Raw genomic sequence first — 25141 nt, forward strand, 5'->3', positions numbered from 1 at the left:
CGGGAGGGGCGGGGCGTGCGCCCCACCCACGCGGGGATCCGAGTGAGACCTCTTCGAAGCGCACGCCGTCATGCCAGGTGGTGCGAGGAATATGCAAGTGCCCGTATACCATGGCCGCCACCGGGAAGCGGGTGTGCCAATCCGCGGTGGCCGTCGTACCGCACCACTGCGCGAACTCGGGGTAGCGCAGCACCCTGGTCGGATCGCGCACCAGCGGATAGTGGTTGACAAGTACCAGCGGCACAGGCGTGGCGGACGGAGAAGACGGCGCGTCATCCGGTACGGAAGTGCACTCCTCCAGCCGACGCAGCGTCAGCGCCACTCGCTCCCGGCACCACGCGTCCCGCGACGGATAAGGGTCCGGATGTAGCCGGAACTCGTCGTTGCACACGACTCCGGTGCGATAGGCATAGGCGAGCCCGGCTTCTTTCGTGTGTGTGCCCGGAGGGTGGAAGCTGTAGTCGTACAGGAGGAAGAGGGGTGCGATCCGCACCGGGCCGCCCGCACCGTGCCAGACCGGATACGGATCCTCCGGAGTGAGCACACCGAGTTCGCGGCACAGCTCGACCAGCCGCTCATAGCGGGCCACGCCGCGCAGCCGGTCCTCGCCGGACGGCGAACTCCACAGCTCGTGGTTGCCCGGGGCCCACACGACCTGCGCGAACCGCCCCGCCAGCAGCCGCAGGACCGCCACGATGTCGTCGATCCGCTCCGAGACGTCGCCGGCGACCAGCAGCCAGTCTCCGTCGCCGCGCGGCCGGAGGGCTTCGGCGATCGCGCGGTTCTCCGGATAGGAGACGTGTAGGTCGCTGACTGCGAGCAGCCGCGCCGGCGCGTTTTCATTCTCCCCGTTCACAGTCTCCAGCGTGCCGGTAACACTACTGCGTTGACAATCCCCGGGTCGTTACATAGCGGCATGGCACCTGCATCGGGACGACCGTGCCACCGAATGACCACACTCAGCGGCGGCGCAGCAGGGCCAGGTACATCGCGTCGGTGCCGTGCAAGTGCGGCCACAGCTGCACGTCGGGGCCGTCGCCGAGTTCCGGCACCCCGGGCAGGTACGGCCGGGCGTCGAGCTGTTCCACGTCGTCGCGGCCCGCGAGCACGTCGGTGACCACAAGGCGGGTCTCGGCCAGGTGCGGGGAGCAGGTCACGTACGCGACCAGGCCGCCCGGCCGGGCCGAGTCCAGCGCCGCGGCCAGCAGCTTCTTCTGCAGCGCGGCCAGCCGCGAGACGTCCGCGGGTTCGCGGCGCCACCGGGACTCGGGACGCCGGCGCAGCGCGCCGAGCCCGGTGCACGGCGCGTCCACCAGCACCCGGTCGAACACGTCGCGGCGCCAAGGCGGACGAGTGCCGTCCGCGGCGACGACCTTGTGCACGCCGTGGATCGGTTGCAGCGCGCGCTTGACCAGGCGGGCGCGATGGGGCGCCAGCTCGGCCGCGACCAGCCTGGCGCCGCGCTGCGCGCCTATGGCCGCGAGCAGGGCCGCCTTTCCGCCCGGACCGGCGCACAGGTCGAGCCAAAGCGCGTCGCGGCCGCCAACCTCGCCGGACGCGCCCGCACCGGACGCACCCGCACCGGTGTGACCGGTGCGCTCCCCCACCGGCGCCGCGGCCAGCGCGAGGGCGACCAGCTGACTGCCCTCGTCCTGCACCCCGGCCCGGCCGCGCACGACCGCTTCGAGCCGCGCCGGATCGCCCTCCGGCAGATACGCCGCCGTCGGCGCGTACCGGCCCGGCTCAGCGCCCTGCTTCACCAGCTCGGCCTGCTCGCACAGGCCGGGCCTGGCGGCCAGGGTGACACCCGGGCGCAGGTTGTCGGCTTCAAGCAACTTGTCGATCTGCGCGTAGGCGGCCTCCTTACCGCGATGCGCCGCCAAAGAATCCCAGAGGGCTGAGACGACCCACGCCGGGTGCGAGCGGTAGACGGCGAGGTAGCCTTCCGGGTCGCGCTGCGGGTCGGGCGCCACGACATCCACCCACTCGCGCAGGTCACGCCGGGCGACCTTGCGCAGCACCGCGTTGACCATGCGGGCCGCGCCGTCGTGGGACGCCTCCCGGGCCAGCTCGACGGAGGAGTCCACGGCGGCGTGCGGCGGAATGCGGGTCGCCAGCAGTTGGTGCGCGCCGAGCCGCAGCACGTCGAGCACCTCCGGGTCCAGCTGGGCGAGCGGCCGGTCCACGCAGGCGGCCAGGATCGCGTCATAGGTTCCCCGGCCGCGCAGCGCGCCGTAGGCCAGCTCCGTGGCGAGCGCCGCGTCCCGAGCGTCGAGTCGCCGGTCCGTCAGAAGGCGTGGCAGTACGAGGTTCGCGTAGGCCTCGCGCTCGGCGACCGCGCGCAGCGTGTCGTAGGCGGCGAGTCGGGCCGGGTCGGTGCGCATCCGACCATTATCCCGTGCTCACCGCGCCCGCCCGACCGCCGGCCCGGCACCCACTACTCGAAACGCGCGCCCTCGGGCAGACGCAGCCCGCGTGCCCAATCCGCCGCGCTCATGCGCCGCTTGCCCTGGGCCTGCACATCGCCGAGCCGCACGGTGTGCCCGGAGCCGGTGCCGACCTGCAGACCGCGCCTGTCGGCGATGATCGCGCCCGGCTCGGTGTCGGTGACGCCGGGGACCGGCGTCACCGGGAAGATCTTGACCCGTTCGCCGGCGAGCGTCGTCCACGCGCCCGGCGCGGGGGTGCACGCGCGGATCTGGCGGCCGATGCGCAGCGCCGGGGACTTCCAGTCGATGCGGGCGTCCTCGCTCGTCAGCTTCGGAGCGTGCGACACGCCGTCGGCCGGCTGCGGCACCGCGACAGCCCGGCCCTCCTCGATCCCGTCGAGGGTGGCCACCAGCAGGCGCGCGCCGTGCACGGCGAGCCGGGCCAGCAGGTCGCCGCTGGTGTCCGTGCGGCCGATCTCCTCGGTGACCGTGCCGAACACCGGACCGGTGTCCAGCCCCTCCTCCAGGCGGAACGTGCACGCCCCGGTGATCTCGTCGCCGGCCAGGATCGCGTGCTGGACGGGCGCCGCGCCGCGCCAGGCCGGCAGCAGCGAGAAGTGCAGGTTGATCCAGCCGTACTTGGGCACGTCGAGCGCGGCGGGCGGGATCAGCCCGCCGTACGCGACGACAGGGCAGGCGTCCGGGGCCACCTCGGCCAGCCGCGCCAGGAACTGCGGGTCGCGCGGGCGCGCCGGGGTGAGCACTTCGAGCCCGGCCTCGTGCGCCACCCGGTGCACCGCGGAGGGCTCCGTGCGGCGCCCGCGACCGGTCGGCGCGTCGGGGCGGGTGAGCACGGCCGCCACCTCGTGCCGGGAGCCGAGCAGCGCTTCAAGCGACGGCACCGCCGTCTGCGGCGTCCCGGCGAACAGTACTCTCATATCCGCGTTCCTCCTCGCCCCCGGCTCCCGCCGATCAGCGCGCCTGGCCGAAAGTGGGGTGCGGGGAGAGCTTGATCGTGGGGGCGCCCGCCGCCCCGGCGGCTCCCGCCCCGGCGGCTCCCGCGCCGCCGTTCGCCCAGTCGGCCTGCCGTATCGCGCGCAGCGCCGCCTTACGGGTCTCCCGGTCGAGCCGGTCGACGAACAGGACGCCGTCGAGGTGGTCGGTCTCGTGCTGGAAGCAGCGCGCGAGCTTCTCGCTGCCCTCGATCACGACCTCGTCGCCGTACTCGTTGAAACCGCGGGCGAGCGCGCGCAGCGCACGTGTGCAGGGGAACGCCAGGTTCGGGATGGACAGGCAGCCCTCGTCGCCGTCCTGCGTCTCATCGGACAGGTCCAGCGCCGGGTTGATCAGATGCCCGACCTCGCCGTCCACGTTGTAGGTGAACACTCGCAGCGAAACGCCGATCTGGGGCGCCGCCAGGCCGGCGCCCGGGGCGGCCAGCATCGTGTCCGTCAGGTCCTTGACGAGCCGGCGCAGTTCCTTGTCGAAGTCGATCACGGGTTCGGCCATGGTGCGCAACACCGGATCGCCGAACAACCGGATCTGCTGGATCGCCACGCTCGCCGTCCGTTCGTCTCGTCTTCGCCCGCATTCCTGGCCGCGATCGCGAAGTATCGCCGGGTCGAGTGTAACCAAGGCCGCGCGCCCGCCGCGCCTTGCGCCGGTCGGCGCGGGCGCATCAGGCCAGGTCGGCGGGATCGATGCGGATGCGCACATGAGCGGGGGCCTTGCGGGCGGAGCGCACGCCCTGCGTCGCCTTGAGCGCTTCGACCAGCGGCCGGCCGGCGGCCCGCGGGCAGCGGATCAGGACTCTGTGCAGCTGCTCGCCGGACTCGCCGCCGCCTGGCGCCGGCGTCGGGCCGAGGATTTCGGCGCCCTGCGGCGGCGCGAACGCGGTCATGAACTCGTCGAGGGCCGCGTACGGCGCGGTCAGCTCCGCGATCCGCGCGGCCGGCGGGTATCCCAGATCGGCGCGATCGGCCAGCTCGCGGCGGGCGAACGCGGCCGGGTCCCAGCGCACCAGGGCCTGTACAGGCGCGGCGGTGGGCTCGGCGGCCACCGCCACCACACCGCCGTCCGACGCCGGACGCACCAGCGCTGCGGCGGCGAGCCAGCGGCGAAGTGCCTGCTCGGCCGCGCGCAGCGTCGGCACGCCGAGCAGCAGGTCCCCGTCCAGCAACAGCGCCGCCGCATAGCCGCCCGCGGCCGGCGGTTCCGCCCCGGGCGTCGCCACGACCAGCGCCGGCTGCGGCCCGACCTCGGTCAGGATCGCTCCGCCGCGGCTCAGGCGCACCGGCACCCCGGGGAACGCCCGGCCCAGTTCCTCGGCGCTGCGCGCCGCGCCGGTGGCACGGGCGCGAAACCGGCTCGCGCCGCAGCGGTCGCAGCGCCAATGCCCGGCGATCCGGTTGCACCAGCGGCAGCGGGCCGAGTCCCCCGACCCGGCCAGGGCCAGCGGTCCGCGGCAGTGCGCGCAGTGCGCGGGCTGGCGGCAGCGCACACAGGCCAGCGCGGGCAGGTAGCCGGTGCGGGGCACCTGCACCAGGACCGGGCCGCGCTGTAAACCGTCGCGAGCCACGCCCCAGGCGAGAGCGGGGATGCGCGCGATGGCCGCACCCGCGTCGCGCGCGGCCTCCCGGTCGGGGTCCGCGGTACGCACCATCGGCGCGTGCTCGCGCACCACGGCGCGCGGCGCGGCGACGGGGCGGGCCCATCGCCGGGCGACGAGTTGCGCCGCCTCCGCGGTCACCGCGTACCCGCCGATCAACGCGGCCGCCCCGGTCTGGTGCGCGCGGATCGTCAACACCTCACGCACGTGCGGGTAGGGCGCGGTGCGGTCGGCCAGGGAGGAGTCCCCGTCGTCCCAAAGCGCGACCAGGCCGAGATCGGGCAGCGGCACGAACATCGCGGCGCGCGTGCCCACGACGCAGCGCACCGCGCCGCGCTTGGCGGCCAGCCAGCGGCTGTAACGCTCCCCCGCGCCGAGATCGGCGGTGAGCGCGACGTGCCGTCCGGGCCCGAGCAGTTCGGTGAGCACGACATCCATCCGGCCCACGTCGCGCCCGTCCGGCACCACGACCACGGCGCTGCGGCCGCTGTTCAGGGTCGCGTGCACGGCGGCGGCCAGCGCCCGCGCCCAGTCGGGCGCGAGGGAGCCGGCCAGCGCGGTCCAGACCGCTCGCGGACTGTGCCCTGCCGCCAGCGCCGTGAGCAGTTCGGGACCGTTCGCGTAGTACTTCCACGGTTGCGGGTCGTAGGGAGCCGGTGGCTCGACGGCCGCCGGACGGGGCGCGGCCTTCTCGGCGCGAGCGTGCCGCGGCGGGATCGCCAGGCGCAGCACGTCGGAGACGGTGCCCGCGTAGGCGTCGGCGACGGTGCGGACCAGCCGGCCGATCTCGGGGGTCAGCACCGGTTCCGGGGAGACGACGCTGTGCAGGGGGGCGAGCCGGCCGCCGAACTCGGTCTGCTCCGCGCGTTCCCACAGGTAGCCGTCGACGAGCTGTCCGGCGAACCGGACACGCACCCGCACTCCGGGCTGCGCCTGCTCGGCCAGCCGCTGCGGGACGGTGTAGTCCCACAGCCGGTCCAGATGCACGGGCTCGACATCCACCACCACCCGGGCGACCGGGCGGCGCTGCGCCGGGATCAAGGCCGCGGGCGGCGCCGAGGCGGCCCGCGCCTTGCCGTGGGCGGCCTCGGCGCGCACGAGCGCCATCTGCTCGCCCGCGTGGTCCATCCGTCCTTTGTACCGGACCGGGCCGACAGCGGAGGACCCGGGAACGCAACTGACGCGGCATCAAAACTGATGCCGCGTCAGAAACGCGTGGGTGCGGCGGGCGTACGCCGCGGCCGGGTTCAGCCGATGGCCGACTTGAGCGCCTCGACCCGGTCGGTCTGCTCCCAGGTCAGGTCCGGCAGCTCGCGACCGAAGTGGCCGTAGGCCGCGGTCTGGGCGTAGATCGGGCGCTTGAGGTCCAGGTCGCGGATGATCGCGGCGGGCCGCAGGTCGAAGACCTCGCCGATGGCCTGCTGGATGCGCTGCGCCGGGACGGTCTCGGTGCCGAAGGTCTCCACGAACAGCCCGACCGGGGCGGCCTTGCCGATCGCGTAGGCGACCTGGACCTCGGCCCGGGAGGCCAGGCCGGCGGCGACGACGTTCTTGGCCACCCACCGCATCGCGTAAGCGGCCGAGCGGTCCACCTTCGACGGGTCCTTGCCGGAGAAGGCGCCGCCGCCGTGCCGGGCCATACCGCCGTAAGTGTCCACGATGATCTTGCGGCCGGTCAGGCCCGCGTCGCCCATCGGGCCGCCGATCTCGAAGCGGCCGGTCGGGTTGACCAGCAGCTGGTAGCCCTCGGTGTCGATCTCAAGGCCGCCCTGCCGCAGCTCGGCGAGTACGTGGTCGACCACGTATTCCTTCACGTCCGGGGTCAGCAGCGTGGCCAGGTCGATGTCCGAGGCGTGCTGCGAGGAGACGACCACGGTGTCCAGCCGCACCGGCTTGTCGCCGTCGTACTCGATGGTGACCTGGGTCTTGCCGTCCGGGCGCAGATAGGCCACGGTGCCGTCCTTGCGCACCGCGGCCAGGCGCTGCGCGAGCCGGTGCGCCATCGCGATCGGAAGCGGCATCAGCTCAGGGGTGTCCGAGCAGGCGTAACCGAACATCAGGCCCTGGTCGCCCGCGCCCTGCAGGTCCAGCTCGTCGTCGGTGGTCCCGGAGAACCGCGACTCGTAGGCCGCGTCGACGCCCTGCGCGATGTCCGGGGACTGCGCGCCGATCGACACGGACACACCGCACGAGGCCCCGTCGAAGCCCTTCTTCGAGGAGTCGTAGCCGATGCCGAGCACGGTCTCACGCACGATCGTGGGGATGTCGGCGTATCCGGTAGTGGTGACCTCTCCGGCGACGTGCACCTGGCCGGTGGTGATCAGCGTCTCCACCGCCACGCGCGAAGACGCGTCATCCTTGAGCAGAGCGTCGAGGATGGAGTCGGAGATCTGGTCGGCGATCTTGTCGGGATGCCCCTCGGTCACCGACTCGGAGGTGAACAGGCGGCGGGCGGTGTCCGGACGGACCACAGGACGGCTCCTTCTCGCAGCGGCTGCTGACTTATCGGCAGGGGCCGCCCTCCGCGACCCGCGCTTGTGCACGCGTCAGTCTATCCATGCACCCCAGTCGCCAAGGTAGCCCGCAAGTAGCGTACCGGGGGCGCGAGCGGCGCGGTGCATTGCTTCGTTCGCGCCCGTGAGCGGGCTTTCGCCGCGCGCGGCCGGTGCTGAAACAACCGTGCGGACAATCGGCCTCGGGGCCGGCTTCAGCCGCATCGGCGCAGCGCCGCGACCCGGTCCCAGACCGCGTCGGCCAGCGCCCGCTTGGAGCCGGGCGGCACTGTGCTCTCCACGCCGTCCGCTCCGATGATGACACCCTCGGTCTGCGACCGGCCGAACACCTTCTGCGCGCCGACCTCGTTGACCACCAGCAGATCCACGCCGTAGGCGGCCACCTTGCGGCGGCCCAGTTCCAGGTAGGAGTGCGACTCGTCGCCGGTCTCGGCCGCGAAACCCACCACGGTCTGGCCGGGTGCGAGCCGGTCGCGGCCGAGTTCGCGCAGCACGTGGGGGTTCTGGACCAGCTCGATCACCGGCGCCCAGTGCTCGTCGGTCTTCTTGATCTTCGACTCGGCGTAGTGGCCGGGCCGGAAGTCGGCGACCGCCGCGTTGGCCACCACGATCTGCGCGTCGGCCGCGGCGGCACGCATCGCTTCGCGCAACTCCAGCGCGGTGCCGACGCGGACCACCTTGGCTCCGGCCGGGTCGGGCAGCGCGACGTTCGCGGCGATGACGGTGACCTCCGCGCCGCGCGCCACGGCGGCGGCCGCGAGCGCGTAGCCCTGCAGGCCGCTGGAGCGGTTGCCGAGATAACGCACCGGATCGAGCGGCTCGCGGGTGCCGCCGGCGGAGACCACGACGCGCAGCCCGGCCAGGTCGTCCGGTAGCGGCCCGCCGCGGCGCAGCACCGCGGCCGCGGCCTCGAAGATCTGCGCGGGCTCGGGCAGCCGCCCCGGCCCGCTGTCCGCTCCGGTGAGCCTGCCCACCGCCGGTTCCAGCACGACCGCTCCGCGCCGCCGCAGCGTGGCGACGTTCTCGCGGGTCGCCGGGTGTTCCCACATCTCGGTGTGCATCGCGGGGCAGAACACGACGGGACAGCGCGCGGTCAGCAGCGTGCTGGTCAGCAGGTCGTCGGCCAGGCCGCAGGCGGCCTTCGCGAGCAGGTCGGCGGTGGCCGGCGCGACGAGCACGAGGTCCGCGCGCTGCCCGAGGCGCACGTGCGGTACTTCGGACACCCGTTGCCAGACCTGCGACGAGACGGGGTGCCCGGACAATGCCTCCCAGGTGGGTGCGCCGACGAACCGCAGCGCCGAAGCCGTGGGCACGACGTGCACGTCGTGCCCGGATTCGGTGAAGCGTCGCAGCACCTCGCAGACCTTGTACGCCGCGATGCCGCCGCCGACACCGAGTACGACCCGCGGTCTGTGCGCCGACGCGTGATCAGGCTCCACGTCCCGATCGGACACGCGACCGGATCAGGCCTGCTCGACCGGTTCCGCCGTCAGCAGCCCGGCGTTGATCTCGCGCAGGGCGATCGACAGCGGCTTCTCGTGCACATGGGTGTCGACCAGCGGGCCGACGTACTCCAGCAGCCCCTCGCCGAGCTGCGAGTAGTAGGCGTTGATCTGGCGGGCACGCTTGGCCGCGTAGATCACCAGGCTGTACTTGGAGTCGGTCGCCTCAAGCAGCTCGTCGATCGGCGGGTTGATGATGCCCTCGGGCTCGGTGACGGACACGAAGGAGACCTTCCGATCGGCGAAAATCCAGTACCCGTCCTCAGGACAGGCCCATCAAGCTTATCAGTTCCCGCGCCACGTCCTGCACGGACGTGTTGACCAGCGCGACGTCGAACTCGGATTCCGCGGCCAGCTCCACGCGGGCGGCGGCCAGCCGGCGCTCGACCACCTCTGCGGGCTCGGTGCCGCGCCGTGTCAGCCGGCGCACCAGTTCCTCCCAGCTGGGCGGGGCGAGGAAGACCTGCAACGCCTCGGGCATCGCGGAGCGCACCTGCCGGGCGCCCTGGAGGTCGATCTCCAGCAGCGTGGGCACACCCGCGGCGAGCCGGTCGAGCACGGGCTGGCGCGGGGTGCCGTAGCGATTGCCGGCGAACTGCGCCCATTCGAGCAGCTCGTTGTTCGCCACCAGCTTGTCGAACCCCGGCTGGTCGGTGAAGTAGTAGTGCACCCCGTGGATCTCGCCCGGCCGAGCGTGCCGGGTGGTCACCGACACCGAGTGCCAGATCTCCGGATGGGCGGAGCGCAGGTGCGCTACGACGGTGCTCTTGCCGACACCGGAAGGGCCGGAAAGCACGGTCAGGCGGCGCGGGACGGCGCCGGCGCCGTCCAGCCGCTGCTGGGCCTGGGGCCGGGGACCCGCGGGGTCCGGCAGCGTCGACGGTTCACCTTCACCGGTTTGCGTGGGTCTCACGCGCACCGAGGTTACCCCAACGCGGCGGGTGCGGCGGATACACCCGCGCCGAGAAGGAGCCGGACCTTCGCCCGCAAGCCCTCTCGACGCGGTCGCGCCGTCCGAACCCGCCCAGGCCGTGTAGGCGGCCCAGCCGACCCGAACGCTGCGCTCGCGCGCAGCGTTCGGGGTCCGACTACTTGGCGCCGCCGAACTCGCGCTCGAGCGCGGCGATCTGGTTGGCGCCGAGGCCCCGGACCCGGCGGGTCTCGGAGATCGAAAGCCGCTCCATGATCTGCTTGGCCCGGACTTTGCCGACGCCCGGCAGGGACTCGAGCAGAGCCGAGACCTTCATCTTGCCGATTACGTCGTTCTTCTGGCCCTCGCGGACTACCTCGGAGAGCGAGGCCCCCGAGTGCTTGAGCCGGTTCTTGACCTCGGCACGCTCACGCCGGGCCGCGGCCGCCTTCTCGAGAGCTGCCGCGCGCTGTTCGGGAGTGAGGGGCGGAAGAGCCACGCCAATTCACCTCATGACGTCGATGCGGATCGGTGGGATGAGTCGTCCTGCCGTGCACACGGCCTGACGGCTCGGTTGTCCGTTGCCGGAACCTAGTCGCTTACAGCGTCAGTGGCAAGGTGACACCCCTGCTGGTCTGCGATAAAACCGGAGCGTACCGGAGTTTGCGGCGCCGCGTGCGCGCGACGGCCGGATTGGCCGGGCCGGACGGGCCGATGCGCGGCGCGTTCAGCGGCCCGCGGCATAGCCCTGCATCCCCCGCGGATTGGCCGCCGCGCGCAGGACACCGGTATCAGGGTCTCTATATACAGCACTGAGCCTTCCTAGCATCCAAGCCCCCGCGCAGCTCGGCTCGTGCCCGAGTTTTCGCAGCTCATCGAGCACAACAGGTGAAAATCTCGATTCGAGCGCCAAGCCAAGAGGATCACGCTGGCGCGGAGCGAACGATGAGGGTACTGCGTTGCTGTGCCAGGCGGGTGCCTCGATCGCGGCCTGAAGTCCCAGACCGTCCACGGCCCAGCCTAGAAGCAGCAGCATTTGCCACTGGTCCTGCTGGTCTCCGCCCGGCGTGCCGAAAGCAAGCACGGGTTCGCCGCCGCGGCAGGCCAGCGACGGGCTCAGGGTGCTGCGGGGCCGCTTGCCCGGGGCCAGCGTGTTGGGCAACCCGCGCTCAAGCCAGAACATCTGACCCCGGGTTCCCAGACAGAATCCCAGGTCAGGGACGGTAGGCGAGGATTGGAGCCAGCCGCCGGAGGGCGTGGCGGAGATCATGTTCCCCCAGCGGTCGACCACGTCGATGTGGCAGGTGTCCCCTCGCGTGGTCCCGTCGGCGGCGACCAGGCTCTCTCCGCCGCGCCGGGAGCCCCCCGCGCGCTCGACGGAGGTCATCGCGTCCAGTGATTCCCCTGTTCGGGCCACTGATCGGGGCGAGGCGAGGAAGGCCGGCAGCCGCGGCGGGCGGCCCGCGGGCGCACCGGGGCGTAAGCGGGCGCACGCTTGATCGCCGACGAGCGCTGCCCGATCGCGCAGATATCCGGGATCCAGCAGCCGCCCGATCGGGACGTCCGGATGGTCGCCGTACCAGGCTTCCCGGTCGGCGAACGCCAGCTTGGCCACCTCGGTCACGCGGTGCACTCGCGCGGCCGAGCCGGGCGGCGGCAGCTCGCCGAGGGCGTCGAGCATGCCGAGTTGCTGGAGCAGCACGGGTCCCTGGGTCCAGGGACCGGCCTTGTGGACCGTCAGCCCGCGCCACGCGACGCTGACGGTGGCCTCGTAGCCCGGGCGCCAGGCGTCGAGATCGCCGGCGGTCAGCAGGCCCGTGTGCGCGCGCCCGGTCTCGTCCGGTACGGCCACGCGGCAGAAGCGTTCCAGGGCTTCGGCGACGAAGCCGGAGTACCACGCGCTCAGCGCCGCCTCGATCTGCGCTTCGCGGGCCGCCGCGGCCGCCTCGGCCTCGGCCAGCAAGCGGGCGTAGGTCGCGGCGAGCGCGGGCAGCCGCAACAACTCCCCCGGCCGCGGCACCCGGCCGTCGGGCAGCCACTGCGCCGCCGAGGTCGGCCAGTGCTCGCGAAACTGCTGCGCGACCACACGGATCGTGTTGACGACGCCCGGGGCCAGGGGATGGCCGTGCGCGGCGTAACCGAGGGCGTACTCGAGCACGTCACGCAGGCGCATCGTGCCGTGGTCCCGCAGCAGTGTGAGCCAGGCGCCGACGGCTCCGGGCACTGTGGCCGGCAGCAGGCCGGTGCCCGGTATGAGGTCGAGTCCGAGTGACTCGAAGTGTTCGACGGTCGCGCCGGCCGGGGCCGGTCCCTGTCCGGCGAGCAGGCGCGGCGCCCGGTCGGCCGCGCTCGCCACGATCATCGGCACCTCACCGCCGGGGCCGTTGAGGTGCGGCTCGACCACGTGCAGTGTGAAGGCGGCTGCCACGGCGGCGTCGAAGGCATTGCCGCCGCGTTCGAGCACGGACATGCCCGAGGCAGTCGCCAGATAGTGCGTAGAGGCGATCATCCCGAAAGTTCCATGCAACTCGGGGCGCGTGGTGAAGGTCGGCTCCGTCATAGCGGAACGCTAAGCCGAGACGGCGCTGCTCGGATATGGCTTACGCCGCCCAGATGCGGCCTAATGCGGCTCCTCATCGGGCTCGTCCAGCAGCCGCACCGCCGGAGAGAGGGTGGACCACAGCGCCAGCGCGGCGAAGACGCCGGAGAGCACGATCATCGCCGTCGGCACGCCGAAGGAGTCCGCCAGCACGCCCGCTGTGACCGGAGCGGTCCACAGCAGCCCCGAGGTGCCGAAGCTGAGCGCGGAGGAGACCCGGCCCATGAGCGCGTCGGGAACGATCCGCAACTGGTAGCTCTCCAGCAACACCGTCAGCGGCACGATGAGGAACACGAGGAAGCCGCTGATCGCCCCGATCTGCCAGGGCCCGGGCGCGGCCGCGATGCCGACCGTGGCGGGCGCGATGATCCACGAGGCTGCCAGCACCATCGTGCGCGAGCGCACGTGTTTGAGCAGCACCGGGGCGGCCAGCGCGCCGCCGAGGCCGCCGATCGCGGCGACCGCGGTGACCGCGCCCACGGTGGTCGGGCTGCCGCCGCGCTGTTTGAGCAGCGCGATCACCAGCAGCACGACGCCGCCCAGCAGCGCACTGGTCAACGCGGACCAAAGGATGATGAAGCGCAGGTAGACGCTGGTGCGGATGTACGCGAAACCCTCGCGCACGCCCTGCCAGGGTGAGGGATGATCGGCGCGGTCGGCCGCGTCGGGGCCAAGCGGCCTGCGGATCAACGCCACGCCCAGCGCACTGACCAGGAAGGAGATCGCGTCGGCCAGGAACGGCACCCACTTGGCCAGGGAGAACAGCGCACCGCCGAGGGGCGGGCCGGCCAGCCGGGAGATCATCTCCCGGCCCTGCTTGGAGGCGGACAGCGCGGGGAACTGCTCCGGCGAGACGATCCGCTTGAGCACCGGGGTCATCGCGGCACCGCCGACGCCGTTGCACATGCCCTGGATGAGGGCGACGGCGCCGATGTGCACGACGTTCACGTAACCCTGCGAGACGGCCGCGACGACCGAACCCACGGCGAACGCCTGAATCAGGTCCGCGGTGATCGTCAGCCGGCGGCGCGAATACCGGTCGGCCAGCACGCCGCCGAGCAGCGTGGTGGACAGCCCGCCGATGTTGAGGCACGCACCGACCACCCCGGCGCGGGCCACCGACCCGGTCTCGTAGAGCATCAGCAGCGGGTACGCCAGCTGGGACATGGCGCTGCCCAGCGAAGAGATCAGGGAACTGACCCACCAGGCGGCGTAGTCGCGGTTGCGCCACAGCGGCAGCACCCCGCGCACGGCGGAGCTCGGAGCGCTCGCGGCGTGCCGCGCGGTGGCGCCCAACTCCGCGCCCATGGGCCCGCGCGGTTCCTGGTCGGGCTGCCCCGGGCTATAGCCGTCCGGTTGCGCGGACGGATCGGGCTGGAGCGTCCGTCCCTCGTCGGCTTCCCCGGCGGCGTCGACCTCACGGGCGGTCAACGCGCGGTCCTCGGCACCATCGGCGTGTCCTCGTGTTCTCCCGATCCAGGCTGCGTCCCGGCTCACTTGTGCCCCGCCGCGGCGTGGCGCACACGGGTCGGTGCGCGCGGGGCCGGCGCACACCGGGCCGCTCAGTAACCCAGCGCCGTGCGGCAGTCCTCGACGCCGCGCGCCGCGGCCTCCCGCAGCGCGGCGCGGTCCGGTCCGTAGCGCAACAGTTCCCGGGACACGGCGGGTACGACGTCGCGCAGTGCCTTGCCGAACAACGCGCGCAGGTCGCCGGGCGTGGCGCCCTGGGCGCCGAGTCCCGGAGCCAGGATCGGGCCGTTGAGAGCCGCGAGGTCGAAAGGCACGTCGGGCACGGTCGCGCCGATGACCGCGCCGATCGGGCCGAGCGGCTCGGCGCCCGCGTTGCGCCGGGCCGCGCCTTCCAGGATCGCCGCGCCCACGCTCGTGCCGTCGGCCGTGACCGCGCGCTGGACCGCCGCGCCCTCCGGGTTCGAGGTGAACGCGAGCACGAACACGCCGGCGCCGTGTTTCTGCGCGGTCGCGTACAGCGGTTCGAGCGAGCCGTAGCCCAGATACGGCGAGGCCGTCAGCGCGTCGGCGAACAGCGGCGCGGAGGGGTCGAGGTACGCCTGCGCATACGCCTCGACGGTCGAGCCGATGTCGCCGCGCTTGGCGTCGAGGACGACCAGGGCTCCGGCGGCGCGCGCGTCGGCGATCGTGCGCTCCAGCACCGCGATGCCGCGCGAACCGAAGCGCTCGAAGAACGCGGACTGCGGCTTGAGGACCGCGACCTGGTCGGCCAGGGCCTCGACGACCGTGCCGGCGAAGCGCTCCAGCCCGGCCACGTCGTTGCTCAAGCCCCAGGCGGCCAGCAACGCGCTGTGCGGATCGATGCCGGCGCACAGCGGGCCGCGGGTGTCGAGCGCGGCGCGCAGCCTGGCTCCGAACGGTGCGGTCATCGGCTTACGTTCTCCTTCCGGCGGCCCGGGCCGTCCAGCTCGCGCGACCCCGCCCCGGGCGCCGGACGACTACGCCGGCTGAGCTCGCGGTGGATGCGCCTGGCCCAGAACGGGCCCTCGTAGATGAAACCGGTGTAGCCCTGCAGCAGAGTCGCGCCGGCCGCCAAGCGCTCGGCGGCGTCCTCGGCGGTGGTGATCCCGCCGACGCCGATGATCGCCAGCTCGTCCCCGACCCGCACGCGCAGCCGCCGGAGCACGTCCAGCGCGCGGTCCCGCAGCACCGGCCCGGACAGACCGCCGGGACCGAGCGCTTCGACGCGCTCGGGCGCGGTGACCAGGCCGTCGCGGCGGATCGTCGTGTTGGTCGCCACGATTCCGTCGAGCCCGATCTCCGCGGCCAGGTCCGCGACGGCGTCGATGTCCTGGTCGGCCAGGTCGGGCGCGATCTTCACCAGCAGCGGCACGTGCCGCCCGGCCGCCCGGTCCGCGGCTTCGCGCACGGCCAGCAGCAGCGGTCGCAGGACGCTGACGGCCTGCAGGTCGCGCAGCCCGGGCGTGTTCGGCGATGAGACATTGACCACGAGGTAGTCGGCCAGCGGCGCCAGCAGCCGCGCCGAGGTCTCGTAGTCCGCGATCGCCTCGGTTTCGGCGGCGGCCTTGGTCTTGCCGAGGTTGATCCCGACGATCGGCGATCCGGCACCGGGCGTAAGGCCGCGCCGCCGCTGGCGCTCCCGCCAGCGCGTCAACCGGGCCGCGACCGCCTGCGCGCCGTCGTTGTTGAAACCCATCCGGTTCACCAGCGCCCGATCCCGGGGCAACCGGAACAGCCGTGGCGGCGGGTTACCCGGCTGTGGCCTGGCGGTGACCGTGCCGACCTCGACGAAGGCGAAGCCGAGCGCGGCCAGCCCGTCGATGCCGACGGCGTTCTTGTCGAATCCGGCGGCCAGGCCGAACGGACCCGGGAAGTCGAGGCCGAGGGCCTTGACGAACAGCGCCGGGTCGCGCGGACCGCAGTACGACCGCAAGGCCCGCGCGCCACCCGGCACCGCCGCGGCCGCCCGGATCGCGCCGAACCCGAGACGGTGCGCGCGTTCCGGGTCCAGCCGCCGGAAGACCGCCGCGAACAGCAGCCGGTAGAGCATCAGCTCACCGCGCCGGCCGCCGCGCGCGCGGCGTTGAGCCGCGCCGCGTACTGCTGTAGCGAGCAGACCCCCACATCCCCGCGCCGCAGCGCCTCGATGCCGAGCACCGCCGCGCCGAGCGCCTGGATGGTCGTGATGCACGGCTTGCCCATCGAGATCGCCGCGGTGCGGATCTCGTAACCGTCGAGCCGCGGTCCCACGCCGTGCGGCGTGTTGATGATCATGTCGACCTCGCCGGCCATGATCCGCTGCACGATGGTCGGCTCACCGGCCGGGCCCGGACCTTGGGAGTGCTTGCGCACCACGGTCGCCCTGACGCCGTTGCGGCGCAGCACCTCCGCGGTCCCCTCGGTGGCAAGGATCTCGAAGCCGAGGTCGGACAGCGCCTTGATCGGGAAGACCATGGCGCGCTTGTCGCGGTTGGCCACGGACACGAAGGCCCGGCCCTCGATCGGCAGCGAACCGTAGGCGCCCGCCTGCGACTTGGCGAAGGCGGTGCCGAAGTCCACGTCGATGCCCATGACCTCGCCGGTGGACTTCATCTCCGGGCCGAGCAGCACGTCCACGCCTCGGCCGTCGGGCATCCGGAACCGGGACCAAGGCATCACCGCCTCCTTGACCGCGATCGGCGCGTCGAGCGGCAGCGTGCCGCCGTCGCCCTCGGCCGGGAGCAGCCCCAGCGCGCGCAGTTCGGCGACTGTCGCGCCGAGGCTGATGCGTGCTGCGGCCTTTGCCAGCGGCACCGCCGTGGCCTTGGAGACGAAGGGCACGGTGCGCGAGGCACGCGGGTTGGCCTCCAGCACGTAGAGCACGTCCCCGGCCAGCGCGAACTGGATGTTGATCAGCCCTCGAACCCCGACGCCCCGGGCGATCGCCTCGGTCGAGGCGCGCAGCCGCGCGATGTCGTGGCTGCCGAGGGTGATCGGCGGCAGCGCGCAGGCCGAGTCGCCGGAGTGGATCCCGGCCTCCTCGATGTGTTCCATCACGCCGCCGAGGTAGAGCTCGGTGCCGTCGTAGAGCGCGTCGACGTCGATCTCGATCGCGTCGTCGAGGAAGCGGTCGACGAGCACCGGGTGCTCGGAGACCAGGCCCGCGTGCCGCTCCAGGTATCCGGCCAGCGAGTCCGCGTCGTACACGATCTCCATGCCGCGCCCGCCCAGTACGTACGAGGGCCGCACGAGCACCGGATAGCCGATCTCCTGCGCGATCGCGCTGGCTTCGGGAAAGGAGAAGGCGGTGCCGTGCTTGGGCGCGGGCAGCCCGGCCTCGGCCAGGACCCGACCGAAGGCGCCGCGCTCCTCCGCGAGGTGGATCGCCTCCGGGCTGGTGCCCGCGATCGGCACCCCCGCGTCCTTGAGCCGCTGTGCCAGGCCCAGCGGGGTCTGCCCGCCGAGTTGGACCAGCACCCCGGCCAACGGTCCGGCCTGGCTCTCGGCGTGCACGACCTCGAGCACGTCCTCAAGCGTGAGCGGTTCGAAATAGAGCCGGTCGGAGGTGTCGTAGTCGGTGGAGACGGTCTCCGGGTTGCAGTTGACCATCACCGTCTCGTAGCCGGCCTCGCGCAGCGCGAAGGAGGCGTGCACGCAGGAGTAGTCGAACTCGACGCCCTGCCCGATCCGGTTCGGCCCGGAGCCGAGGATGATCACCGCGGGCTTCGCGCGCGGCGCGACCTCACTCTCCTCGTCATAGGAGGAGTAGTGGTACGGCGTGCTGGCCGCGAACTCGGCCGCGCAGGTGTCCACGGTCTTGTACACCGGCCGAACGCCCAGCGCGTGCCGCACCGCGCGCACCACCGGTTCCTCCAGCGAGCGGATCTGCGCGATCTGCGCGTCGGAGAAGCCGTACCGCTTGACCCGGCGCAGCAGACCCGGCGTCAGGTCCGGCGCCGCGGCCAGTTCGCGGGCCAGTTCCTCGATCAGGGCGAGCTGGTCGACGAACCAGGGGTCGATGCCGGTGGCCTCGGACACCTCTTGCACACTCGCGCCGGCGCGCAAGGCCGCCATCGCCGTGTTGACGCGACCGTCCGTGGGCACCGCGGCCTTTTCCAGCAGGGCCGCCTTGTCCCCCGGTTCGCCGCCGAAGTCGAACTGCGCGCCCTTCTTCTCCAGCGAGCGCAGCGCCTTCTGCAGCGCCTCGGGGAAGTTGCGGCCGATCGCCATCGCCTCGCCCACCGACTTCATCGTCGTGGTCAAGTGGGCGTCGGCGTGGGGGAACTTCTCGAACGCGAAGCGAGGCACCTTCACCACGACATAGTCGAGGGCCGGCTCGAAGGAGGCCGGGGTCTGCCGGGTGATGTCGTTCGGGATCTCGTCGAGCGTGTAGCCGATGCCCAGCTTGGCGGCGATCTTCGCGATGGGGAAGCCGGTGGCCTTCGAGGCGAGCGCCGAGGAGCGCGAGACGCGCGGGTTCATCTCGATCACGATGATCCGGCCGTCGGCCGGGTTGACCGCGAACTGGATGTTGCAGCCACCCGTGTCGACGCCGACCGCGCGGATGACCGCGATGCCGATGTCCCGCAGCAGCTGGTACTCACGGTCGGTGAGAGTCATCGCCGGGGCCACGGTGATCGAGTCGCCGGTGTGCACGCCCATCGCGTCGAAGTTCTCGATCGAGCAGACCACCACGACGTTGTCGTTGCGGTCCCGCATGAGTTCGAGCTCGAACTCCTTCCAGCCGAGGATCGACTCCTCCAGCAGCACCTCGGTGGTCGGCGAGAGCTGGAGCCCGGTGCCCGCGATGCGCCGCAGTTCCTGCTCGTCGTGCGCGAAACCGGAGCCGGCTCCGCCCATGGTGAACGAGGGCCGTACCACGACCGGGTAGCCGCCCAGGCTCTCCACCCCGGCCAGGCAGTCCTGCATCGAATGGCAGATCACCGAGCGCGCGGACTCGGCGCCGATCGAGTCCACGATCCGCTTGAACTTGTCGCGGTCCTCGCCCGCCTGGATGGCCTCGATCCTCGCGCCGATCAGTTCGACGCCGTACTTCTCCAGCACCCCGGCCTCCGCCAGCGCCACGGCCGTGTTCAGCGCGGTCTGCCCGCCGAGGGTGGGCAGCAGCGCGTCCGGCCGCTCCTTGGCGATGATCTTCTCGACGTACTCGGGCGTGATCGGCTCGACGTAGGTGGCGTCGGCGAACTCCGGGTCCGTCATGATCGTCGCGGGGTTGGAGTTGACGAGGATCACCCGCAGGCCCTCGGCCTTGAGCACCCGGCAGGCCTGGGTGCCCGAGTAGTCGAACTCGCAGGCCTGGCCGATGACGATCGGGCCGGACCCGATCACCAGGACCGAGCTGAGATCTTCCCGCTTCGGCATCAGGCCCCACCCTCCGGTGCTGTGTTGTTCGTCGGTGCTGTGTCTTCCGTCGGCACTGCGGCGTTCGCCGGCGCCGCGTCGCCGGACTTCTGTTCCTGCATCAGCTCCACGAATCTGTCGAACAGGTATGCCGCGTCGTGCGGTCCGGCCGCGGCCTCGGGGTGGTACTGCACCGAGAACGCCGGTACGTCCAGACAGCGCAGCCCTTCCACGACCCCGTCGTTAAGGCACACATGGCTGACCTCCACGCGACCGAACGGTGTGTCAGACACCCGATCGAGCGGAGCGTCCACCGCGAAGCCGTGGTTGTGCGCGGTGACCTCGACCTTGCCGGTCAGCCGGTCCTGCACGGGCTGGTTGATGCCGCGGTGCCCGTACTTGAGCTTGTAGGTGCCGAAGCCGAGCGCCCGGCCGAGCATCTGGTTGCCGAAGCAGATGCCGAAGACCGGAACACGCCGCTCCAGCAGGCCCCGGACCAGCTCCACCGCAGTGTCCGCGGTGGCCGGGTCGCCCGGGCCGTTGGAGAAGAACACCCCGTCGGGTTCGAGCGCCAACACCTCCCGCAGCGGGGTTCCGGCCGGCACCACGTGCGTCTCGATGCCGCGCTCGGCCATCCGATGTGGTGTCATGGCCTTGATGCCCAGGTCGACGGCGGCGACCCGGAAGCGCGTTTCGCCGAGCGCCGGCACCACGTAGGTTTCCGCGGTGGTCACCTCGCCGACCAGGTTGGCGCCCTTCATCCGCGGGCCCTCCAGCACCTGCGCCAGCAGCGCCGAGTGCTCGCGCCCGGCGGCGTCTCCCGAGAAGACTCCGACCCGCATCGCACCGCGCTCGCGCAGGTGCCGTGTCAGCGCGCGGGTGTCGATGCCGCTGATGCCGACGACGCCCTGCGCGGCCAGCTCCTGGTCCAGCGAGCGCGTCGCCCGCCAGTTCGACACGCGCCGCGCGGGGTCGCGCACCACGTAGCCGTTCACCCAGATGCGTCCGGACTCCGGGTCCTCGTCGTTCACGCCGGTGTTGCCGATGTGCGGCGCGGTCATCACCACGACCTGGCCCCGGTAGGAGGGGTCGGTCAGCGTCTCCTGATAGCCGGTCATCCCGGTAGCGAACACGGCCTCGCCGAAGGCCGAGCCGATCGCGCCGTAAGCCTCACCGCGGAAGGTGCGGCCGTCTTCGAGCACCAGGACGGCGTCCGTGGCGGTCATCCGTTCGTCCTCTCCGTCAGCAGGGCGTCCACCCCGTCGATCAATCTGGCCCGGTCGGCCTTGGCCCGCGGCTGGAACCCGGTATCCAGCACGTGTCCGCCCAGCCGCCAGGTCAACACCACCAGGCCCTCGCCGCCGGTCACCTTCCCGGCGATTCCGGGCGCCGTCTGCACGGCCTGCACATCCTCGGCGGGCACGAACACGTCCGGCGCCGCCTCACGCTCGAACAGCACGCCTGAGCGTCCGACACGCACCCAGGCGCTGCCGCGCACACCGAGCCCGTGCACCGCGATCCGGTCGAGCCAGTCGCCGTGCTTGGTCGTCGAGGCGTACACCCCTTCGACCGGCTCGCCCAGTTCGTCGCCGTCCGGCGGCACCGAGGACGGCACGGGCAGGCCGGCCTGCCGGGCGGCGCGGTTCTTCCAGCCGCGCCACATCAGCCAGTACCCGCCGCTGAGCAGGGCGAGAATGAGCAGCATGGCCAGGACGCGCCCGCCCCAGTGGGTCACCGGCGCGCTGCGCGCAGCACTCGCCGCGACCGCCGACGGCCCTGCCGCAGTGATCACCGCCGCGCTCACCTCTCCACCACCCGTCCGTCCAGTACCGTCGCCGAGCCGTGCAGCAGCGTCACCACGACCGCGCCCGGCAGTTTCATCCCCGCGTAGGGCGTGTTGTGCGAGAGCGAGTACAGCGCGCCCGGTTCGATCACCCGCGCCGCGGCGGGGTCGATCAGCACCAGGTTCGCCGGTTCTCCCGTGGCCACCGACCGCCCCTGGCCGGTGACCGAGCCGATGCGGGCCGGCCGCGCCGACATGCGGTCCGCGACGCCGGCCCAGTCCAGCAGGCCCGTCTCCACCATGGTGCGCTGTACCACCGACAAAGCCGTCTCCAGGCCGACCATCCCCATGGCCGCGACCGCCCACTCGCAGTCCTTGGCCTCGACCGGGTGCGGCGCATGATCCGTGGCGACCGCGTCGATCGTGCCGTCCGCGAGCCCGGCCCGTACCGCCTCGACGTCGGCGGCGGACCGAAGCGGCGGATTGACCTTGTAGACCGGGTCGTAACCGCGGATCAGATCCTCGGTCAGCAGCAGGTGGTGCGGCGTCACCTCGGCTGTCACCGGATACCCGCGCGACTTGGCCCAGCGCACGATCTCCACCGAGCCGGCGGTCGACAGGTGGCACACGTGCAGCTTCGACCCGGTGTGCGCGGCGAGCAGCACGTCGCGCGCGATGATGGCCTCCTCGGCGACGGCGGGCCAGCCCTGCAACCCCAGCACCCCGGACAGCTCGCCCTCGTTCATCTGCGCGCCCTCGGTCAGCCGGGGCTCCTGCGCGTGCTGGGCCACGACACCGCCGAACGCCTTGACGTATTCCAGCGCCCTACGCATCAAGGCCGCGTCGGACACGCAGTGCCCGTCGTCGGAGAAAACCCGCACGCGCGCGGCTGAGTCGGCCATCGCGCCGAGTTCGGCCAGCCGCTCCCCCTTGAGTCCCGCAGTGACGGCTCCGACCGGACGTACATCGCAGTAGCCGGCCTCACGCCCCAGCCGCCAGACCTGCTCGACGACCCCGGCGGTGTCGGCCACCGGGTCGGTGTTCGCCATCGCGTGCACCGCCGTGAAGCCACCGGCCGCCGCCGCCCGCGTGCCCGTCAGCACGGTCTCCGCGTCCTCACGTCCCGGCTCCCGCAGGTGCGTGTGCAAGTCGACCAGGCCCGGCAGCGCGATGCAGCCGTCCGCGTCGATGACCTTCGCCCCGCGCGGCGCCGCCTCCGCAAACGCGCCGTCGCTGACATACAGGTCGCGGGACTCTTCGCCGAGCACCCGGGCACCCTTGATCACATAACTCGTGCCGCTCACCGCGCCGAGCCCTCCTCGTCGTTCCCTATTGCGGACTCAGCGCCGCCGAGCAGCAGGTAAAGCACGGCCATCCGCACCGAGACTCCGTTGGCCACCTGCTCCGTCACCGTGGAGCGCACCGAGTCCGCCACCTCCGCGGAGATCTCCAGACCGCGGTTCATCGGCCCCGGATGCATGACCACGGCGTGCTGCGGCAGCAGCGCCATCCGGGCCGCCTGCAGGCCGTAGCGCCGGCTGTACTCGCGCTCGGTCGGGAAGAACGCCTGGTTCATCCGCTCCCGCTGCACGCGCAGCATCATCACGGCGTCGCACTTCGGCAGGATCGGATCCAGTTCGTAGGAGGATGCGCACGGCCAGTGCTCCACGCCGAGCGGCAGCAGGGTCGGCGGGGCGACGAGGGTAACCTCGGCGCCGAGGGTCGCTAGTAGGTGCACGTTCGACCGGGCGACCCGGCTGTGCAGCACGTCTCCGACGATCGCCACGTGCCTCCCCGCGACCGAACCGAGCCGCTGGCGCAGCGTGAACGCGTCGAGCAGCGCCTGGGTCGGGTGCTCGTGCGTGCCGTCGCCCGCGTTCACCACGCTACTGCGGATCCAGCCCGCGTTGGCCAGCCGGTGCGCGCCGCCGGAGGCCCAGTGCCGCACGACCACCGCGTCGGCGCCCATGGCTTCGAGGGTGAGGGCGGTGTCCTTGAGCGACTCGCCCTTCGAGACGCTGGAGCCCTTGGCGGAGAAGTTGATGACGTCGGCGCTCAGCCGCTTGGCCGCGGTCTCGAAGGAGATCCGGGTGCGCGTCGAGTCCTCGAAGAAGAGGTTCACCACGGTCCGCCCGCGCAGTGTGGGCAGCTTCTTTATGGCGCGGCCGGCGACGCTCGCCAGTTCCTGCGCCGTGTCCAGGATGAGGTTCGCGTCGTCGACGGTGAGGTCGGCGGTCGAGAGCAGGTGCCGCTTGGCCATCAGGCACCCGCCTTGATTCCCAGCAGCACGCAGTCGCGGCCGTCCGTCTCACTGAGATGCACCTCGACGGCCTCGCGCATCGAGGTCGGCAGGTTCTTGCCCACGTAGTCGGCGCGGATCGGCAACTGGCGGTGGCCCCGGTCCACCAGGACGGCCAACTGGATCGCACGCGGGCGGCCGAGGTCGCCCAGCGCATCGAGCGCGGCGCGTACTGTGCGCCCGGAGAAGAGCACGTCGTCCACGAGGATCACCAGCCGGCCGTCGACGCCGCCCGTCGGGATCTCGGTGCGCCGCAGCGGGCGCGCCGGCTTGAGTCGCAGATCGTCGCGGTACATCGTCACGTCGAGCGAACCGACCGGAACGGCGTGTCCTTCGAAGCGGGAGATCAGCTCGCCGAGCCGCCGGCCGAGCACGGCGCCACGGGTGGGGATGCCGAGTAGGACCGCGTCCTCGGCTCCGCCGGTGCGTTCCAGGATTTCGTGGGCGATACGGGTCAGCGCCCGGTCGACGGCGGGGCCGTCGAGCACGGCTCGCGCCGCTGCCGGATCGAGGCCCGCGGAGCGGGCGCCGGACTGAGTGGTCATGCCGAAGCAGACCTCCTTCCCTGTCTCACGGGACAGGACTTAAAGGACGGCCGAGGGGATCACAGTCGCGACCACACGTCACCCTACCAGGCGCGATTACGTCAATACTTCGTCAAAGGCTCTTACGGATTCGGCCAAGGCGCCCGGGCGGCTCCCGCGGCGGGCCGGACCGTCGTGGTTCACACGCGCTGGTATGTATGCCGCGGATGGCCGGGCAGCCAGCGCCTGCGGATGGAAGTCGTCGCAGAACATGACATAAGGTGGAGGTATTCACAGTTCGGTTATCCGGTGAGCGAGTGCCTTGACGGCCGCAAGTTACTCTGCGTAACATCTCTCACGGTCGACGCCACGGACGACCGAACCCGGTTGGCACTTGGATGACCTGGGCGAACTGCCGGCACTCGCATGCCCTGTGCGCGGTCAGGCGGGCCGGATCCGGTCCCGCCCGGTTGCCGACTGTCACGACCGCAGCAGTCTTCGATGGGGAGAGCATATGTCCAGTGAGTACGCCAAGGCCCTGGGTGCACGGCTTCGCGCGATCCGCACGCAGCAGGGTTTGTCGCTGCACGGGGTCGAGCAGAAGTCGCAGGGGCGCTGGAAGGCTGTCGTCGTCGGTTCGTATGAGCGCGGGGACCGCGCGGTGACCGTGCAACGTCTGGCTGAGCTGGCGCATTTCTATGGTGTGCCGGTGCACGAGCTGCTGCCGGGTGGCACGCCGAACGCCGCGGCGGAACTGCCGCCGAAGCTGATTCTCAACCTGGAGGTGCTGCAGAACCTCGGTGAGGACAAGGCGGCTCCGCTGATGCGCTACGTCGCGGCGATTCAGAGCCAGCGCGGCGACTACAACGGCCGGGTGCTCTCGATTCGGCAGGATGACCTGCGCACGCTCTCGGTGATCTTCGATCTTCAGCCGTCGGTGCTGGTGGACCAGCTGATCGAGTGGGGCGTCTTGGACGCCGATGCCCGGCGCGCGATCGACTTCGAGGGCGATTTCTCGGACGAGGACGAGATCGAAGAGGACGAGGATTTCGACGAGGTCTAGCAACGGCCGGCCGGCTCGGTGGTAGGGCCGGCGCCGCTGAATCGGTGAAAGCGACGGGGTTGCGCTCCTGGTACCAGGAG

Annotated in this window: 21 protein-coding genes; 1 reads left to right on the plus strand and 20 read right to left on the minus strand. The window is 72.0% G+C overall.

Annotated elements, in window-relative coordinates; genetic code table 11:
- The 20 genes from KGA66_RS20815 to pyrR all read right to left on the minus strand — a co-directional run.
- A partial coding sequence (locus tag KGA66_RS20815; protein ID WP_438822068.1) for a metallophosphoesterase family protein occupies positions 1–865 on the minus strand: 865 nt, incomplete at its 3' end.
- A 94-nt stretch (positions 866–959) separates the two neighbouring features.
- Positions 960–2384, minus strand: coding sequence for an RsmB/NOP family class I SAM-dependent RNA methyltransferase (locus KGA66_RS20820; protein ID WP_211469860.1), 1425 nt, complete (start codon positions 2382–2384; stop codon positions 960–962).
- 53 nt (positions 2385–2437) lie between these two features.
- Positions 2438–3367, minus strand: a complete 930-nt coding sequence (gene fmt / locus KGA66_RS20825) for a methionyl-tRNA formyltransferase (RefSeq protein WP_211469861.1) — start codon at positions 3365–3367, stop codon at positions 2438–2440.
- 34 nt (positions 3368–3401) lie between these two features.
- Entirely contained in the window at positions 3402–3986 is a 585-nt protein-coding gene (def, locus tag KGA66_RS20830; RefSeq protein WP_211469862.1) for a peptide deformylase, read from the minus strand.
- Between the two features lie 121 nt (positions 3987–4107).
- Positions 4108–6165 (minus strand): primosomal protein N', encoded by a 2058-nt coding sequence (locus KGA66_RS20835; protein WP_211469863.1) that lies wholly within the window; start codon positions 6163–6165, stop codon positions 4108–4110.
- 119 nt (positions 6166–6284) lie between these two features.
- A complete protein-coding gene (gene metK, locus KGA66_RS20840) occupies positions 6285–7508 on the minus strand; it encodes a methionine adenosyltransferase (protein WP_211469864.1) in 1224 nt (407 codons plus the stop codon).
- A 236-nt stretch (positions 7509–7744) separates the two neighbouring features.
- Positions 7745–8989 (minus strand): bifunctional phosphopantothenoylcysteine decarboxylase/phosphopantothenate--cysteine ligase CoaBC, encoded by a 1245-nt coding sequence (gene coaBC, locus KGA66_RS20845; protein WP_211469865.1) that lies wholly within the window; start codon positions 8987–8989, stop codon positions 7745–7747.
- A 24-nt stretch (positions 8990–9013) separates the two neighbouring features.
- A complete protein-coding gene (rpoZ, locus tag KGA66_RS20850) occupies positions 9014–9274 on the minus strand; it encodes a DNA-directed RNA polymerase subunit omega (RefSeq protein WP_211469866.1) in 261 nt (86 codons plus the stop codon).
- 40 nt (positions 9275–9314) lie between these two features.
- Positions 9315–9884 carry a guanylate kinase gene (gene gmk, locus KGA66_RS20855; protein WP_211469877.1) on the minus strand — a complete coding sequence of 190 codons (570 nt, stop codon included), beginning with the start codon at positions 9882–9884 and terminating at the stop codon, positions 9315–9317.
- Between the two features lie 256 nt (positions 9885–10140).
- The gene (gene mihF, locus KGA66_RS20860; protein ID WP_211469867.1) at positions 10141–10461 is read right to left on the minus strand and encodes an integration host factor, actinobacterial type; all 321 of its coding nucleotides are present in this window, start codon (positions 10459–10461) and stop codon (positions 10141–10143) included.
- 228 nt (positions 10462–10689) lie between these two features.
- On the minus strand, positions 10690–12522 hold the full coding sequence (locus tag KGA66_RS20865; RefSeq protein ID WP_211469868.1) for a gamma-glutamyltransferase family protein: 1833 nt from the start codon (positions 12520–12522) through the stop codon (positions 10690–10692).
- 60 nt (positions 12523–12582) lie between these two features.
- Positions 12583–13992: an MFS transporter gene (locus KGA66_RS20870; RefSeq protein ID WP_211469869.1), complete on the minus strand. Its 1410-nt coding sequence runs from the start codon at positions 13990–13992 to the stop codon at positions 12583–12585.
- Positions 13993–14123: 131 nt separating this feature from the next.
- The gene (pyrF, locus tag KGA66_RS20875; RefSeq protein ID WP_211469870.1) at positions 14124–14960 is read right to left on the minus strand and encodes an orotidine-5'-phosphate decarboxylase; all 837 of its coding nucleotides are present in this window, start codon (positions 14958–14960) and stop codon (positions 14124–14126) included.
- Positions 14957–16102 (minus strand): quinone-dependent dihydroorotate dehydrogenase, encoded by a 1146-nt coding sequence (locus KGA66_RS20880; protein ID WP_246508197.1) that lies wholly within the window; start codon positions 16100–16102, stop codon positions 14957–14959. Before KGA66_RS20880 ends, pyrF begins: the two co-directional genes overlap by 4 nt.
- The gene (carB, locus tag KGA66_RS20885; RefSeq protein ID WP_211469871.1) at positions 16102–19413 is read right to left on the minus strand and encodes a carbamoyl-phosphate synthase large subunit; all 3312 of its coding nucleotides are present in this window, start codon (positions 19411–19413) and stop codon (positions 16102–16104) included. The genes KGA66_RS20880 and carB overlap by 1 nt, the downstream gene beginning before the upstream one ends.
- Complete coding sequence (carA, locus tag KGA66_RS20890; protein ID WP_211469872.1) at positions 19413–20618, minus strand: glutamine-hydrolyzing carbamoyl-phosphate synthase small subunit; 1206 nt, start codon at positions 20616–20618, stop codon at positions 19413–19415. Before carA ends, carB begins: the two co-directional genes overlap by 1 nt.
- Positions 20615–21184, minus strand: a complete 570-nt coding sequence (locus KGA66_RS20895) for a PH-like domain-containing protein (RefSeq protein WP_211469873.1) — start codon at positions 21182–21184, stop codon at positions 20615–20617. The genes carA and KGA66_RS20895 overlap by 4 nt, the downstream gene beginning before the upstream one ends.
- Positions 21185–21192: 8 nt before the next feature.
- Positions 21193–22479: a dihydroorotase gene (locus KGA66_RS20900; RefSeq protein WP_211469874.1), complete on the minus strand. Its 1287-nt coding sequence runs from the start codon at positions 22477–22479 to the stop codon at positions 21193–21195.
- Complete coding sequence (locus KGA66_RS20905) at positions 22476–23435, minus strand: aspartate carbamoyltransferase catalytic subunit (RefSeq protein ID WP_211469875.1); 960 nt, start codon at positions 23433–23435, stop codon at positions 22476–22478. Before KGA66_RS20905 ends, KGA66_RS20900 begins: the two co-directional genes overlap by 4 nt.
- A complete protein-coding gene (pyrR, locus tag KGA66_RS20910) occupies positions 23435–24019 on the minus strand; it encodes a bifunctional pyr operon transcriptional regulator/uracil phosphoribosyltransferase PyrR (RefSeq protein ID WP_211469876.1) in 585 nt (194 codons plus the stop codon). Before pyrR ends, KGA66_RS20905 begins: the two co-directional genes overlap by 1 nt.
- A 493-nt stretch (positions 24020–24512) precedes the next feature.
- On the opposite strand from pyrR, the gene bldD reads away from it, so the two are divergent.
- Positions 24513–25061 carry a transcriptional regulator BldD gene (gene bldD, locus KGA66_RS20915; RefSeq protein ID WP_211469879.1) on the plus strand — a complete coding sequence of 183 codons (549 nt, stop codon included), beginning with the start codon at positions 24513–24515 and terminating at the stop codon, positions 25059–25061.
- The last annotated feature ends 80 nt before the right edge of the window (positions 25062–25141 follow it).

The sequence above is a fragment of the Actinocrinis puniceicyclus genome, assembly GCF_018283645.1.
GTDB classification, from domain to species: Bacteria; Actinomycetota; Actinomycetes; order Streptomycetales; family Catenulisporaceae; genus Actinocrinis; species Actinocrinis puniceicyclus.

What these genes read in the sequence shown, in the direction of transcription:
- KGA66_RS20905 (WP_211469875.1), bottom strand. Translation starts at nt 23,435, where the DNA reads ATGGCCAAGCGGCACCTGCTCTCGACCGCCGACCTCACCGTCGACGAC.
- bldD (WP_211469879.1), top strand. Translation starts at nt 24,513, where the DNA reads ATGTCCAGTGAGTACGCCAAGGCCCTGGGTGCACGGCTTCGCGCGATC.
- KGA66_RS20880 (WP_246508197.1), bottom strand. Translation starts at nt 16,102, where the DNA reads ATGCTCTACCGGCTGCTGTTCGCGGCGGTCTTCCGGCGGCTGGACCCG.
- carA (WP_211469872.1), bottom strand. Translation starts at nt 20,618, where the DNA reads ATGACCGCCACGGACGCCGTCCTGGTGCTCGAAGACGGCCGCACCTTC.
- KGA66_RS20865 (WP_211469868.1), bottom strand. Translation starts at nt 12,522, where the DNA reads ATGACGGAGCCGACCTTCACCACGCGCCCCGAGTTGCATGGAACTTTC.
- KGA66_RS20820 (WP_211469860.1), bottom strand. Translation starts at nt 2,384, where the DNA reads ATGCGCACCGACCCGGCCCGACTCGCCGCCTACGACACGCTGCGCGCG.
- pyrF (WP_211469870.1), bottom strand. Translation starts at nt 14,960, where the DNA reads ATGACCGCACCGTTCGGAGCCAGGCTGCGCGCCGCGCTCGACACCCGC.
- fmt (WP_211469861.1), bottom strand. Translation starts at nt 3,367, where the DNA reads ATGAGAGTACTGTTCGCCGGGACGCCGCAGACGGCGGTGCCGTCGCTT.
- pyrR (WP_211469876.1), bottom strand. Translation starts at nt 24,019, where the DNA reads ATGACCACTCAGTCCGGCGCCCGCTCCGCGGGCCTCGATCCGGCAGCG.
- KGA66_RS20835 (WP_211469863.1), bottom strand. Translation starts at nt 6,165, where the DNA reads ATGGACCACGCGGGCGAGCAGATGGCGCTCGTGCGCGCCGAGGCCGCC.
- carB (WP_211469871.1), bottom strand. Translation starts at nt 19,413, where the DNA reads ATGCCGAAGCGGGAAGATCTCAGCTCGGTCCTGGTGATCGGGTCCGGC.